Origin of the sequence: Streptomyces sp. NPDC051555 (assembly GCF_044454405.1) — a bacterium.
Classification (GTDB): domain Bacteria; phylum Actinomycetota; class Actinomycetes; order Streptomycetales; family Streptomycetaceae; genus Streptomyces.
In genome coordinates, this window is record NZ_JBITDP010000014.1 from 98,671 (window position 1) to 113,238 (window position 14,568).

Below are 14,568 nucleotides of genomic sequence, written 5' to 3' on the forward strand. Positions count from 1 at the left end.
CGACGGGGCGGGGCGTCCCCGCGCCGCGACCCGCCGGTCAGGGTGGCGGCGCGGCGACGGGGCGGGGCGTCCCCGCAAGGACGAGCGGTCCCCACCGGGCACACCCTCCGACCGGGCCGAGCCCGCGAGCCGAGGAGACGCCCCACCCCGGCGCCGCGCCGCCACCCTGACCCACCCCGACCCGCCGACACCCCGCGCCGCCGAACCCCGCGCCGCCGAACCCCGCGCCGCCGGACCCCGATGTCAGACCCCGGTGGAACACTCGAACGATGAGCGACCACCCCGCCCGGTGGGCGTTGACCGAAACCCCGGACGGGCACTGGCAGGCCACCCCGGCCGACGGCCACGGCCCCGGCCAAACCCCCCGCACCACCACCCCCACCCCCGCGGAAGCGATCCGCTCCGCCCCACCCGGCACCCGCTGGATCTGGCGCAACACCCAGGCCGTCTACCCCCGCCTCCTCGCCGAGGGCGTCACCGTGGAGCGCTGCTACGACGTCGAGGACGCCGAACTGCTGCTCCTCGGCCACGAGGGCCGCCTCGGCGAGCCCCGCTCCGCCGCCGCCGCATGGGCCCGCCTCACGAACTCCCCCGTCCCGCCCGACCCCCCGCAGCGCGCCGCCGAGCCCGGCACCCAGTCGTCCCTCTTCGACCCCCGCCCGGCCCCGCTCCCCCTCGACGCCCTGCTCGCGGTCTACGCCGACCAGATGCGCCGCCACGGCGCCACCGCCCACCCCGACCGCATGCACCTGCTCACCACCGCCGAGTCCGCCGGGTTCCTCGTCGCCGCCGAGATGAACCGGGCCGGCCTGCCCTGGCGGGCGGACGTGCACCGCGCGCTCCTCACCGACCTCCTCGGCGAGCGCTACGGCGGCGGCGGGTCCCCGCGCCGCCTCGCCGAGCTGGCCGAGCAGATCTCCGCCGCCTTCGGCCACCCGGTCCGCCCCGACCTGCCCGCCGAGGTCATCAAGGCCTTCGCCCGCGCCGGGATCAAGCTGAAGTCCACCCGCCGCTGGGAGATCCAGGAGATCGACCACCCCGCCATCGCCCCGCTGCTGGAGTACAAGAAGCTGTACCGCATCTACACCGCCCACGGCTGGGGCTGGCTCCAGGACTGGGTGCACGACGGCCGCTTCCACCCCGAGTACGTCCCCGGCGGCACCGTCACCGGCCGCTGGGTCACCAACGGCGGCGGCGCCCTGCAGATCCCCAAGGTGATCCGCCGCGCGGTCGTCGCCGACCCCGGCTGGCGGCTCGTCGTGGCGGACGCCGACCAGATGGAGCCCCGCGTGCTGGCCGCGATCTCCCGCGACCCGGGCCTGATGGAGGTGGCCGGCCGCCCCGAGGACCTCTACACCTCGATCTCCCGCCAGGGCTTCTCCGGCGACCGCGACATGGCCAAGATCGCCGTCCTGGGCGCGGTGTACGGGCAGACCTCCGGCGACGGCCTCAAGAACCTCGCCGCGCTGCGCCGCCGCTTCCCCCGCGCCGTGGCGTACGTCGACGACGCCGCCCGCGCCGGCGAGGAGGGCCGCCTGGTCCGCACCTGGCTGGGCCGCACCTGCCCGCCCGCGGCGGGGGCCGGCGCCCAGGAGGAGGCGGGCCTGCCCCAGGAGGAGCCGCGGGGCGCGCAGCCCCACTCCTACTCCTACTCCTCCTCCTCCACCGCCGACGACGGCGCCCAGAACGCCGACACCGGCTTCACCCCCGGCTACGCCTCGTCCGACTCCCGGGCCCGCGGCCGCTTCACGCGCAACTTCGTGGTCCAGGGCAGCGCCGCCGACTGGGCCCTGCTGATGCTGGCCGCGCTGCGCCAGGCCACCGCCCACCTCCGCGCCGAGCTGGTGTTCTTCCAGCACGACGAGGTGATCGTGCACTGCCCGGCCGAGGAGGCCGAGACCGTGGCCGAGGCGATCCGCGCGGCGGGCGACCGGGCCGGCCGGATCGCCTTCGGCGAGACTCCGGTTCGCTTTCCCTTCACCACAGCCGTGGTGGAGTGTTATGCCGATGCAAAGTAGCGACGCAAAAGAGCCACCCGAGGTTCAGAGATGTTTCAGAAATACGCTGAACCGATGACCGGGTGAGTGCCACCCTTGTCCCATGTCGGGTATTCGGGGGGCGGGCCCATCGCCCGTGCGGCGCCTTTTGCTGGACCGGTACGCACTGCTTGAGCGTTTCCAAGGAGGCATGGCAGAAGTCTGGAAAGCGCACGACCAACGGCTCGACCGAACGGTCGTGGCCAAATTCCTCCGGGTCAACGACCGGGGCACACATCCGGCCCTCCGCTTCCTGCGCGAGGCGAAGATCCTCGCGGCCATCGACGACCCCCGGATCGTCCGGGTGCACGACGTGGACGAGGCCCGGTTCAACGGTTTCTGGCACCTCTACCTGATCACCCAGTACATCGAGGGGCAGACCCTGCGCGTCGCCCTCCCCAAGGGCCGCCGGCTCGCGGTGGACCACGCCCTGCGCTGGGCGGCCGAACTGTGCGAGGCACTCGTCCCGGTGCACGCGCGGGACCTGGTCCACCGGGACATCAAGCCGACCAACGTCATGGTCCGCGGAGCCCGGACGGCCGATCCGGGCGCCTCGGGCAGCCTGGTCCTGCTGGACTTCGGCATCGCCCGCACCTACACGGCCTACGGCGCCCTCGGTTATGCGGCCGGGGTCACCGGTGACGCCCAACTCATCGGCACCCCCGAGTACATGGCCCCCGAGTGCTTCGTCCAGGATCCCATCGGCCCGGCCACCGACCTCTACGCCGTCGGCTGCGTCCTGTTCGAGATGCTCACCGGCCGCCAGCCCTACTCCGCCCCCGAGGACTACGGCGCGCTGGTCAACCTCCACTGCCGGGCCCCGATCCCCTCCGTACGCTCCCTGCGCCCGGAGGTGCCGCCGGCCGTGGACCACCTGGTCACCCGGCTGCTCACCAAGAACCCCGGCGAGCGCCCCGCAGACGCCCGCGAGGTCGCCGGGCTGCTGCGCGGGCTCAGCCTGGCGGTCGTACCGCACCCCACCCTCGTCGTCACCCCGGCCACCCCGCCGCCGCCCGGCCCGCCGCCCGGCCCCCCGGCCGACCCCGCCCGGGAGGTCGAGGCCCGCTGCAACGCCGTGCTGGAGGCCACCGAGCGGGATCCGGAGGGCGCGGTGGGCGAGCGGGTGCGGCTGCTGGGCGACGTACTGGACTTCGCGCACGCCACGCTCCCCGCCGACCACCGGGGCACCTGGCTGGTCGTCCTGCACCTCGCCCAGGCCCTGGCCCGGGCCGGGCGCCCCGCGGCCGCCGCCGAGCTGCTCGCGCCGGTGGCCGCGCGGGCCCGCCAGGTGCTGGGCGCCGACGACCAGTTGGCCGTCGTGTGCGCGCTCAACCTCGCCCGCTACATCGGCGAATCCGGCCATCCGCGCCCGGCCGCCCAGCACCTGCTCGAACTGCGCACCGCCGTCTCCGGGGTCCTGTCCGCCACCGACCCCAAGCTCTCGGAGATCCGCTACGACCAGGCCCACTGGCTGGCCGCCGCCGGCGAGACCCGGCGCGCGGCGGCCGAGTTCGAGGCCCTGTACGCCGACCACCGGACGGCGTACGGCCCGGACCACCCGCAGACCGTCCGGCTGCGCGAGCTGATAGCCCGCACCCGGGCCTGACCCGTGGGCCGGGCCGCGCGAGGACCCGCGCGGCACGACGCACGCCGCACACCACATCACGCACCACGCATCACGCAGCACGCACGACGCACGACGCACGACGCACGACCGAATCATCAGGGAGGGGATGGGGACCATGGCAGACATGTACGACCTGAACGCGATCCGCGACAGCTTCTTCGCCAGCCAGTCCAAGAAGGGCGCGGCCCAGCAGGAGGTGTACGTCGACCGCGAGGGCAAGGTCCGCCTCGGCACCGGCGGCCAGGACGACGCGCCGCTCTCCAGAGTCCCGCAGAGCACCTTCGCCGCCAACGCCAACGCGGCCCGCCTGGAGCGCGAACGCCACGTGGTGGCGACCAAGATGCCCGCCAACACCTACTACGAGGACGCCCCCGGCGCCGAGGGCTGGGTCTACGAGATCAGCACGATGTTCGAGCACCGCTACGTGATGTGCGCGCGCTTCGACGGGGTCGAGTACCAGGTCCGCCTGATCGAACCGGAGTTGGAGTCGCTGCCCAGCCACGACCAGCACGGCTTCCACCTCTACCACAGCGGGCTGATCTGCCTGTCCGAGCGCTCCGGCTCCGGCCAGCCCACCCTGGAGGAGGCGTACGCCCGCTCGGCGACCTGGGCGCTCGGCGTCGACTTCGTCCGCTTGGGACGCCCGTTCCCGTTCAACCGCAAGCAGTAGGGACCGATGCCGTGCTGCCCGTACATGTCTTCGACTATGTGATCGACCAGGTGGGGCGGGACATCGGGCGGACCCGGCCCGAGCAGGGCGGCGCCCTGCTCGGGCTGCGCGGGCGCGACGTGCTCACCGCCTTCGTGCACGACGCGCGCGCCCAGGTGACCCGGGTGGAGTACAGCAACACCGCGTGGCTGCTGGACGAGATAGGGCGGATGGAGGAGGCCGGCCCGATCCGGTTCAAGGGCATCATCCACTCGCACCCGGCGCGCATGCCCCGACCCTCCCAGCAGGACCACCGGGAGTACGGGCGCACCCTGGAGGCCGTGCCCGACCTCGGGCGCTACATCGCGCCGATCGTCACCCACGACATCACCACCCCGGGCGAGCGGCACGAGCTGTTCACCGACACCGCCCGGATCTCGTTCTTCGGTGCGATGTGGACCGAGCGCGGGGTCCGGCTGGAGCCGATGCGTCCGGTGGTCGTGCCGCTGGCCGCCGCGCTCCGTCACGCCGGACTGTCCTGGTCCGATTCCCTCCCGCTCACCACCCGGGTGGGCTCGGTGCCCGGGGTACGGGTCCCCCTGCCCCCGGGCCGCTCCGGCGCCCGGCGCTACCTCTTCGCCACCGCCGACTTCCCGGTGGCCCCACCGCTGCTGCTGGAGGAGGCCGGGGCGGACGGGCCGCACCCCGAGCTGATCGTGCGGGAGCTGGGCTGGGACCCGCGGATCCCGGAGCAGGACCGACTGCGCGAGGCCCTGGAGGCCCGTACGTCCGCGCCCGGACCCCGCGGCAACGGCGGCACGGGGCGACCCGTACGACACGCGACCGCGCCCGGGCCCGAACCGCTGTCCGCCACCCGGGAGCTCCCCGTGCCGGACACCCGCACCCCGGACTCCCGCACGCCCGACACCCGGACCCAGGACACCCGGATCCAAGGCGCCCGGACCGCGGACTCCCCCGCACCCGGGCCGCTCGCCCCGCACGCCCCGGACGCGCCCCTGACCCCCTCCGCACCGCCGCCGGGCAGGCTGCGGCGGCTCGTCTACCGGGTCGGGATCGGCCGGCGGCGGGCCGCGCGCGCCGGGCTCTTCGCCCGCACCCAGGGCCTGCTCTCCCCCGAGCTCAAGGACGCCCACGTGCTGCTGGTCGGGGTCGGTTCGGTCGGCAGCTACCTCGCCGAGGTGCTGGTCCGCTCCGGGGTCGGCCGCCTCACCCTGGTCGACCCCGACCGGGTCGAACCGGCCAACCTGGGCCGCTCGTTGTTCGGGGTGCGCGACATCGGCCGCAACAAGGCCAAGGCCACCGCCCGGCGGCTGCGCAAGGTGAACCCGAAGCTCAAGGTCACCGTACTCAAGCGCGACGTCGCCGCCCTCGACTACCACCAGTGGTACCAGCGCATCTCCGACGCCCAGCTCGTCGTCGCCGCCACCGACGACAACCACGCGCAGCAACGCCTCAACCACCTCTCCTACTACCTGCGCCGCCCGGCCGTCTTCATCGGCCTCTACGACGGCGCCGCGGGCGGCGAGATCGTCTTCACCACCCCCGGTTCGCCCTGCTGGTCCTGCGCGACCGGCGGGGTCCGCGAATCCCTGGGCGAGCTGGGCCACCAGCCGCGCACGGACTACGGCACCGGCCGCATGTACGCCGTACCCGGGCTGCTCACCGACATCCACCACCTGACCGCGGCCGCCGCGAAGGTCGTACTGGCCCTGCTGCACCCGAGCGGCGGACCGGACCGGGTCGGCGGGTTCCTGACGGCCCCGCTCCGCAAGGACCTGTCCATGGCCCTCTTCGCGATGGAGCCCGACCACTGGTTCTTCCCCCGCGTGCTCGGCGAGGCGCCCGGCCAGCACGCCTTCCAGAGCATCTGGCTGCGCACCGGGCGGCGGCCCGACTGCCCGGTCTGCGGCGAGCCCTCGCTGCGCAGCGACCCCGGCGAGTACACCGGCCGGACGAAGGACGACGCGGAACTCACCCGCGTCCAGAAGCGCGCCTATCAGGAACGCAGACGCCAGCAGCACCACCGGCACTGACAGAGGAGGGAGGGAACACCATGGTGGACGAGACCACCAAGCGGATGCGCGAAGCCCGCGAGGCCCGCCGCAAGTTCGCCGACGGCACCCAGCCGACGCCGCAACCGACGCCACAGCCGAAGTCGACACCGCAGCCGAAGCCCTCGCAACCCACCCCGCCGCCACCGAGGCCGACGCCCAGGCCGGCACCGACCCCCGCGCCCACCCCGCGGCCCCGGCCGGTGGCCGTGCGGGAGCGCCCGGTCGCGGGCCTGGGCGGGTACGCGGCCTTCGGGCAGGGCGCGGCGTTCGTCCTGCTCATGTGGCGGCTGCTGGTCCTCAGCGGCTGGACGGCGCCGCTGAAGCTGTCGGCCCAGTACGCCCCGCGCTGGACCGAACCGCACCAGCTGGCGCTGAAGGAGATCGGCGCCGACTGGTACCCCGACCTGCGCGAACTGGTGCTGTTCCAGGGGCCGGGGCGGGAGTACCCGTGGCTCTTCCCGGCCTGCGCGGTGGTCCTCTACCTGCTGGTCCGGGTGGGCCGCCTGCCCGAGGGCCTCCAGGCCCTGCTGGGCACGCTGGTCGGTGCCTACGGCCTGGCGGCCCTCCTCGCGAGCGCCCCGCCCCTGCTCACGCAGTGGCCCCTGGGCCTGGTCCTCGCGGCCGTCGCCTGGGCCGTGATGCACCGCCTCTACGTCAGGGAGTGAGCCCCACCGGGTCCGACCGGGTCCCGATCGGGACCCGACCGGACCCGACCGGACCGGGCCGACCCGCGGGCGCGCGCCGCTCCGGGTCAGCCCAGGTCGTGGACGTAGACGTGGAACTCGTCGCGCACGAAGCCCTCGGCCTCGTAGAGCCCCTGGGCGACGTGGTTGTCGTACGCCGTCTCCAGCTGCACCCCCGACACCCCGGCCTCGCGCGCCCGCCGCAGGACCTCCCGCAGCAGGGCCCGGCCCGCCCCGGTCCGCCGCCCGTCCGGGGCGACGTACAGGTCGCTCAGCACCCAGGCGGGGCGCAGTGCCAGGGACGAGAAGGTCCGGTACACCTGCGCGAGCCCCACGGTCACCACCCCGCCGGCAGCCGCGTCGACGTCCGCGAGCAGCACGAGCGACTCCCCCTTGCCGATCCGCTCCGCGAGGAACTCCCGCGGCGCCCGCGGGTCCTCGACCTCCACCCGGTAGAAGTCGAGGTACCCCCGGAACAGCCCGGCGGCCACCTCGATGTCGCCGTCGCCGGCCTCCCGCACCACTACCCGCTGGTCCATGTGCACTCCTTCTCGTCCGCCCCTCGTGCCACTCCCATTATCCCTTTCCCCCCACGCCACACCGCTTCGCCGTCGGCCGGAAGAACACCACGGATTCGGCCGTCAATCTCCGCACTTCCGGCCATCGCCGGCACCCCGATCGGTAGCCTGCTGGGATGAACCGCGACTCGGCGAAGAGCGACGGTGAACCCGGCCGCGACCTGTTGGAATCCGGCTTGAACCTGCTGCGCAGCCAACTGCCGCGCGCCAGCAGCGTCCAGTACGTGAAGTCCCTCGCGGGCGGCTATACGGACGCCCGCGTCGTCCTGTGCGACATCGGCCGGTCCCCCGGCCGCCCCGCGGACGGCTCCCTGAACGGCCAGTACGTCCTGAAGGCCGGCTTCTCCAGCGGACGCCCGCAGTCCGTGGCCCACAACGCCTTCATCGAGGGCCTCCCGCACTTCGGCGAGGGACACGTCCCGCGGCTGCTGCACGCGTCCCAGGACTCGGGCACCAGCGTCGACCTCTACGACATCGCCGGATCCAGCCTCGACCGGGTCCGCTCGGCCGAACACGTCGACGCCGAGGACCGCCAGGAGGTCCTCGCGCGCGCCTCCCGGGACCTGCTCGCCGCGCAGCTCGCCGCCGCGGGTCCACCGGACTACCGGGGCACGGTGGGATCCGTGATCCGCTCCTGGCTGGGGCCGGGCTTCCCCGAGGACCAGCGCGGCGCCCGCGTCCGCGAGGTGACGGCCCAGCTGCGCGGCACCGGCAGCGGGCGGGCCTTACGCCACGAGGGCGAGCTGCTCCCGGACCCGCTCGTCCTGCTCGACCACGAACTCGGCCTGGTCGAAGGGGAGCTGCCCCACTTCCGCGGCCCGACCCACGGCGACCTCCACCTGCGCAACGTCCTGGTGCGCGGCTCGCTGCCCACCCGGGACCTCGCGTACTGGCTGATCGACGTCAACTGGGGCGTGTCCCGGCCCCTGCTGTACGACCACGCCTACCTCGAACTCTCGGCGCTCCTCTTCGGCCTCGGCCGCTCCACGAGCGGGCGGGTGCTCCCCCTGCTCGCCCGGCTCGACGACGAGCAGCTGACGGTCCCCGTCGAGCTGGACATCAATGACGCCGGGCTCGTCAACCTGCTCCGCGGCATCCGCACCGAGGTGCGGGACGTCCTCATGGACGCCGAGTCCAACCGCGTCGACGTCTGGCAGCGGCAGCTGCTCTTCGCCCGGATCGCCGCCGGCCTCAACTGGGCCGCGAAGCCGCTCGACGACATCTCCCTGCGCCGTGCGGCCCTGGTCAGCGCGGGCTGGGCGGCCCGGCTGCTGCTGCGCGAACACCACCCGAAGGTCTGGGTCGACGTCGCGGCGCAGGACCGGATCGGCACGACCGGCATCGCCACGAGCACGAGCGCCACCCCGGTCACGGCGCAGGAGGCGCTGCGCCGCTGGCAGCCGTTCCAGCGGGTGGGCGGTGGGATGGACCTGTTCCTCGTCGCCGACGAGGTGTCCGCGCGGCCCGAGTTGGCCGCGCTGGCGCACTGCGGCTGGGCGACCGTCATCGACCTCGACCCCGCGAGCGACCAGGGCGGGCTGTCCAGCGTCGTCGTCCCCGAGCTCGAAGAGCACCGGCACGTCAGCGTCTTCGGCAGCAACCGCACACCGGTCCCGCCCACCGGTGCGACGAGCTGGCTGATGGCGAACGGCTGGAGCTCCCACGACGAACCGTCGGCCGCGGCCTCCGCCGAATGGCGCCGGCGGGGCTACCTCCAGCGGGTGCGCCAGCTGATCGACGAGACGCACGAGGGCACCCCGCACCAGGCGGCGGCGGTGCTGTGCCTGCGCTCCGGACGGCGCGGCCGCGAGATCGACGACGTCATCGACTACATCGACGAGAAGTACGACGGGATCACCGAGAGCCTCGACCTCGCCCAGGCCCCGGCCGTCGACGGCATCGACATCGACGCCTTCCTCACCGTGGTGGCCGAGTCGCTGCCCCCGGCGGGCAGCAAGGCCGCGCCCGCGCTGCCCGGTCTGGGCGGCCGCCCCTGGGAGCTGAAGCGGGCCGACCTGCACCGGCTCTCGGTCGACCTGGAGGTGCTGCACTCCGAGGTCCTCTCCCACGGCCAGTCCGCGCCCCAGCCGACGACGGACGCCTTCTGGCGCGGCCGTCCGCCCACCTGGCAGGAGCTGGAGGCGTGGGTCGACGTACAGCGCGACGCCTGCCCGGACCTGATGAAGGAGGTCCAACAGCGCCTCGGCGACCACAAGCTCGACATGGTCCGCCTCGACCACTCGCCCGGCGCCGGGGGCACCACGCTCGCCCGCCGCGTCGCGTGGAACATGCACCGCAGCTATCCGACCGTGCTCCTGCGCCACTTCTCGGACAAGACGGCCGACCGCATCGACGAGATCTACCAGCAGACCGGCCACCCCGCCCTGGTCGTCTGCGAATCCGCGATCCTCCCGGAGTACGACCGCGACGAACTGATCCACTCCCTCGCCCAGCGCAACACCCGGGCCGTCCTGCTGTGGGTGAACCGCACCAACGTCAAGCGCCCCAGGATCAAGCACAAGCTGGTCGACCCGCTCCAGGGCGACGAGCGCGACCGGTTCCTCAGGGAGTACCGCAACCGCGCGCGGAGCCCCCGCGCCCACCGGCTCCTGGACGCCCTGGCCGAGGGCGTCACCGATGTGGTGGCCGCGCAGAAGCTCTCCCCCTTCTTCTTCGGCCTGTGCGTCTACGAGGAGCAGTTCGAGGGGGTCGCCTCGTACGTGCGCAACCACCTCGCCGGGCTGAGCCGCAGCCAGAAGGAACTGGCCCGCCACCTCGCCCTCATCACCCGCTACGGCCAGGAACTCGGCCTCCCGGTCAACATGGTGGAATCCTGGATGGGCCGCGAGCGCACCCGCGCCAGCGCCCTGAGCGACAGCGACCTCGGCGAGCTGCTCGGCCCGGACCTGCGCCACCTGGTGGTGGCCGAGCGGGGCGCGCTGCGGCTGCTGCACCCGCTGATCGCGGAACACGTCCTGAAGGGCGAGGCCGACGGCGAGCAGTACGGACTCGCGCAGATCTCGGTCGAGTTCATCAAGAAGACCACCGAGTACCTCGGCCCCGAGAACAGCACCACCGCCCGCCTCCTCAACGAGCTGTTCATCCGGCGCACCAGCTGGTCCCCGAACGGACAGAAGCCGGACAACTTCGCGGAACTCATCGAGAGCATGCCGGTCGAGGCCGGCGCCCGCGTCTTCGAGCAACTCACCGTCCGCTGCCCGGACAACGCGCACTTCTGGAACCACCGCGGCCGCTACGACATCTACAAGGTGAAGGCGGACTTCCGCCAGGCCGAGTCCTTCGTGCTCAAGGCCGTGGAAAAGTCCCACGGCCACGACGCGACGCACCTGCACACCCTCGGCCTGGTCCGTCGCTTCTGGATCGAGAACGAGCTGGCCAGCCTGACCCGGGGCGGCGAGGAACACACCCCTGAACAACTCCTCGCCGCGATCCAGGAACTGTTCGACGGCGCCATGGAGGCGTTCACCAACGCCGGGAAGTACACGAACACCGACTACACCTGGTCCACCCCGATCCAGCTCATCGCGACCGTGGTGGAACGTCTGTGGAAGGCCTCCGGGGTCGGCAGCCTCGTCGAGTTCATGGAGGGCAACGACCCGTCCGCGATGTGGGTGACCGAGCAGATCGGCCGCGCCGAGGAACTCCTCGACAACCTCCGCAACCTCAACGCCGAGGGCACGTACTACCAGAAGCTCAACAACCGGCTCACCGGCCTGTACGGCGACGTCGAGCGGCTGGTCGAGCAGTGGCAGGAACTGCGGCGCCGCGGCAACGACAACCCGGAGGTGAACCTCGCGATCGCCCGCACCCTGTACGCCAAGGCCGGGCGGGACTGGTCGAGCCTGTCCGAGGACAACGCGCGCCTCATAGCCGAGATGGCCGAGGGATCGGTCAACAGCGGCCGGGCCACCGACGCCGACCTGCGCCTGTGGTTCCAGTCCTACCGCCGGCTCCCCGAGTACACCGAGACCAACGCCCTGGAGCGACTGGCCTGGTTCGCCTCGGAGAAGAACAGCCTGGACGCGAACTACTACCTCTACATCCTGCACTTCCTGATCTGGTACCGGGGGGACGCCCGCGACCAGGACCGCACCCGCTACTACCTGGAGGAGACCAGGCGCCTGAGCCGTCAGCACCGGCGGCAGTGGAGCTTCGAGTGGCTGGGCCACGGGCCGCGCCCGCACCCCCTGGTGCACTTCAGCGAGATGGGTCGGCAGCGCTACGGCCCGGCCGGCTTCTGGAGCCGGCCGCAGCAGCTGAAGCGCGTGAGCGGGATCATCGAGGAGATCAAGAGCCCCCAGTCGGGCCGCCTGCGGATCACGAACGGCCAGATGCCGGCCTTCTTCACCCCGCGCAACCAGTTCTGGCAGACCCGCGACGTCAACGCCTCCGTCGAGTTCTACCTCGGCTTCAGCTACGAGGGCCTGCGCGCCTGGGAGCCCACGTACCCGGGCGTGACCCCCGACGCCCTGGCCTACGCGGAACCGCTCCAGCCGATCGCCCTCCCGACGCCCTTCCCGACCCCCCGGACGGCCCCGCAGCCCCCCGAACCCGAACCCGCACCGGAGCCGGAACCGGAGGCCGCCGTCCCGGTCCCCTCGGCCCCCCAGCCGTACCGGGTCGAACCGGCGGTGATCCAAGCCCTCTCCGCCCGCCTACGGGCCACCGCCCCCCGCACCGCGCCCGGCACCCCGGCCCACCCCGACAGCCCGGAGGCCTTCACCCAAGCCGTCCTCACCCTGCTCCAGCAGGCCCGCGCCGCCGACCGCCAACTGACCTCCCTGGAACTCGGCGGCGCCCTCCAGAAACTGTTCGGCATGGAGCCCTACCGCACGTTCCGCAAGAACCGCGGCCAGGGCAAACTCCGCCCGGCCGTGGAGTCCCTGGGCTTCAAAACCACCCCGACCCCCCAGGGCTTCGACATCGACCTGCCGTAACGCCCCGAAAAACAGCAAAACCCCCAGGTCACGGCGAGTGAGTCCTGGGGGTTCTACAGAGCCGCCTTCGGGATTCGAACCCGAGACCTACGCATTACGAGTGCGTTGCTCTGGCCAACTGAGCTAAGGCGGCACCGCTGGGATGACGAGAATTTCCCTGGTGGGAGGCTCTCATCAGCAGCGGCGCCAAGTCTACAGGGTTAAACCGGGTGCCCCGCACCAGGTCGGCGGGGGCTGCCGGGGAGGGGGGTCAGCACTTCTTGCCGGCCTGCGGAGGGGTGCCTTCCAGGAGGTACTGGTTGATCGTCGTGTCGATGCAGTCGCTGCCGCGGCCGTAGGCCGTGTGGCCGTCGCCGTCGTAGGTGAGCAGGACGCCGGAGTCGAGCTGGTCCGCGAGGGCCTGGGCCCACTTGTACGGGGTCGCCGGGTCCCGGACGGTGCCGACGACCACGATCGGGGCGGCGCCCTTCGCCTCCGCGCGGTGTGCCGTGCCGGTCGCCTTGACCGGCCAGTACGCGCAGTTCAGCGAGGCCCAGGCGAGGCCCGCGCCGAAGACCGGGGAGGCCTTCTCGAAGGACGGCAGGGCCTTGGCCACGTCCTCCGGGGTGGTGAAGGCGGCGGGCTGGTCCAGGCAGTTCACCGCGGCGTTGGCGAACATCAGATTGGCGTACTTGCCCTTGGCGTCCCGCTCGTAATAGCTGTCCGCGAGCCCGAGCAGCCCCTGCCCCTCGCCGTTCTTCGCGTCCTTGAGCGCCTCGCGCAGCTGGGGCCAGGCCGCCTGGTCGTACAGCGCCGCGATCACCCCGGTCGTCGCGAGCGACTCGCCCAGCGGGCGCGCCGCGTCCCCGCTGGGCACCGGCTGGGCGTCGACCTTGCGGAAGAAGTCCTTCAGCTGCGCCGCCACCTCCTCCGGAGTGCCCTGGCCGAGCGGGCAGTCGGGCTGCTTCGCGCAGTCCTGGGCGAAGGAACGGAACGCCGTCTCGAAGCCCTCCGTCTGATCCCGGTTCAGCTCCAGCGCCGGGCGCGCGGGGTCCATCGCGCCGTCCAGGACCAGCCGGCCCACCCGGCTCGGGAAGAGGTCCGCGTACGTCGCCCCGAGGAAGGTCCCGTACGAGGCGCCGACGTACGTCAGCTTCTCGTCCCCGAGAACCGCGCGCAGCATGTCCATGTCCTTCGCCGCCTCGACCGTGGAGACGTGCGGCAGCATCCGGCTGGACTTCTCGGCGCAGCCCGCGGCGAACTCCTTGAAGGCCGTCACCAGCTTGGCCCGCTCGGCCGGGTCGTCCGGGGTCTGGTCCACCTGGGTGAAGGCGTCCATCCGGGGGCCGCTCAGGCAGTCCACCGGGGCGCTGCGGGCCACGCCGCGCGGGTCGAAGGACACCATGTCGTACTGGGCGCGCACGGGCGCCGGGTAGCCGATGCCCGCGTACGCCTGGAGGTACCCGATGCCGGAGCCGCCCGGGCCGCCCGGGTTGACCAGCAGCGAGCCGAGCCGCTTGCCGGGACCGGTGGCCACCTTGCGGGAGACGGCGATGTCGATGTCCTGGCCGTTGCCGGGGTGCGCGTAGTCCAGCGGGGCCTTCATGGTCGAGCACTGGAAGCCCGGCGCACCGCAGTCGCGCCACTGGAGCTTCTGGGCGTAGTACGGGGCCAGGGCGGCCGGAATCGCCGTGGGCTCGGGTGCCTGCGCGCTCGCGCCCTTGCTCGCCCCGGCGCTCGCCCCGGTCCCGGACGGGGAGGCGGCCCCGGAGGACGACGCGGCCGCCCGGGGGGCCGAGCCGCCCGACGTGCACCCGGAGAGCAGGAGCCCGGCGGCGGCGATCACGGTTCCGGTGGTGCGCAGCAGGCGACTCGTGTCCATCTCCGGAGCGTACGGCCTGCCCGACGCCCACGAGGTGGAGGCCGCGCCCGGGCCGCGGGGTGACAAGGGGGGACCCGGGGGGACGCGCGACGTACCGGGGC

Annotated in this window: 8 protein-coding genes and 1 tRNA gene; 6 read left to right on the forward strand and 3 right to left on the reverse strand. The window is 73.1% G+C overall.

The window, feature by feature from the left end:
* Window positions 1-269: 269 nt before the first annotated feature.
* The 5 genes from ACIBEA_RS26480 to ACIBEA_RS26500 all read left to right on the forward strand — a co-directional run bounded on the left by ACIBEA_RS26480 (window position 270) and on the right by ACIBEA_RS26500 (window position 7,052).
* Complete coding sequence (locus ACIBEA_RS26480; RefSeq protein ID WP_399264992.1) at window positions 270-2,018, forward strand: bifunctional 3'-5' exonuclease/DNA polymerase; 1,749 nt, start codon at window positions 270-272, stop codon at window positions 2,016-2,018.
* Window positions 2,019-2,187: 169 nt separating this feature from the next.
* Window positions 2,188-3,642 (forward strand): protein kinase, encoded by a 1,455-nt coding sequence (locus ACIBEA_RS26485; protein WP_399264994.1) that lies wholly within the window; start codon window positions 2,188-2,190, stop codon window positions 3,640-3,642.
* Between the two features lie 136 nt (window positions 3,643-3,778).
* Window positions 3,779-4,333 carry a hypothetical protein gene (locus ACIBEA_RS26490; protein WP_399264995.1) on the forward strand — a complete coding sequence of 185 codons (555 nt, stop codon included), beginning with the start codon at window positions 3,779-3,781 and terminating at the stop codon, window positions 4,331-4,333.
* A gap of 11 nt (window positions 4,334-4,344) precedes the next feature.
* Window positions 4,345-6,366 (forward strand): ThiF family adenylyltransferase, encoded by a 2,022-nt coding sequence (locus ACIBEA_RS26495; RefSeq protein WP_399264997.1) that lies wholly within the window; start codon window positions 4,345-4,347, stop codon window positions 6,364-6,366.
* Between the two features lie 20 nt (window positions 6,367-6,386).
* Window positions 6,387-7,052, forward strand: coding sequence for a hypothetical protein (locus ACIBEA_RS26500; RefSeq protein WP_399264999.1), 666 nt, complete (start codon window positions 6,387-6,389; stop codon window positions 7,050-7,052).
* Window positions 7,053-7,138: 86 nt separating this feature from the next.
* On the opposite strand, the gene ACIBEA_RS26505 is transcribed toward ACIBEA_RS26500, so the two are convergent.
* A complete protein-coding gene (locus ACIBEA_RS26505) occupies window positions 7,139-7,609 on the reverse strand; it encodes a GNAT family N-acetyltransferase (RefSeq protein WP_399265001.1) in 471 nt (156 codons plus the stop codon).
* 155 nt (window positions 7,610-7,764) lie between these two features.
* Between ACIBEA_RS26505 and ACIBEA_RS26510 the strand changes: the two genes are divergently transcribed.
* Window positions 7,765-12,606, forward strand: a complete 4,842-nt coding sequence (locus ACIBEA_RS26510) for a hypothetical protein (protein ID WP_399265003.1) — start codon at window positions 7,765-7,767, stop codon at window positions 12,604-12,606.
* Window positions 12,607-12,665: 59 nt separating this feature from the next.
* Here ACIBEA_RS26510 and ACIBEA_RS26515 read toward each other — a convergent pair.
* Window positions 12,666-12,739 (reverse strand) — tRNA-Thr (locus tag ACIBEA_RS26515).
* Window positions 12,740-12,856: 117 nt separating this feature from the next.
* Window positions 12,857-14,467: an alpha/beta hydrolase gene (locus ACIBEA_RS26520; RefSeq protein ID WP_399265005.1), complete on the reverse strand. Its 1,611-nt coding sequence runs from the start codon at window positions 14,465-14,467 to the stop codon at window positions 12,857-12,859.
* Window positions 14,468-14,568: the final 101 nt, after the last annotated feature.

Excerpts from the sequence above, each read along its gene's own strand:
- ACIBEA_RS26500 (WP_399264999.1), top strand. The coding sequence starts at position 6,387 with ATGGTGGACGAGACCACCAAGCGGATGCGCGAAGCCCGCGAGGCCCGC.
- ACIBEA_RS26505 (WP_399265001.1), bottom strand. The coding sequence starts at position 7,609 with ATGGACCAGCGGGTAGTGGTGCGGGAGGCCGGCGACGGCGACATCGAG.
- ACIBEA_RS26480 (WP_399264992.1), top strand. The coding sequence starts at position 270 with ATGAGCGACCACCCCGCCCGGTGGGCGTTGACCGAAACCCCGGACGGG.
- ACIBEA_RS26490 (WP_399264995.1), top strand. The coding sequence starts at position 3,779 with ATGGCAGACATGTACGACCTGAACGCGATCCGCGACAGCTTCTTCGCC.
- ACIBEA_RS26485 (WP_399264994.1), top strand. The coding sequence starts at position 2,188 with ATGGCAGAAGTCTGGAAAGCGCACGACCAACGGCTCGACCGAACGGTC.
- ACIBEA_RS26520 (WP_399265005.1), bottom strand. The coding sequence starts at position 14,467 with ATGGACACGAGTCGCCTGCTGCGCACCACCGGAACCGTGATCGCCGCC.
- ACIBEA_RS26510 (WP_399265003.1), top strand. The coding sequence starts at position 7,765 with ATGAACCGCGACTCGGCGAAGAGCGACGGTGAACCCGGCCGCGACCTG.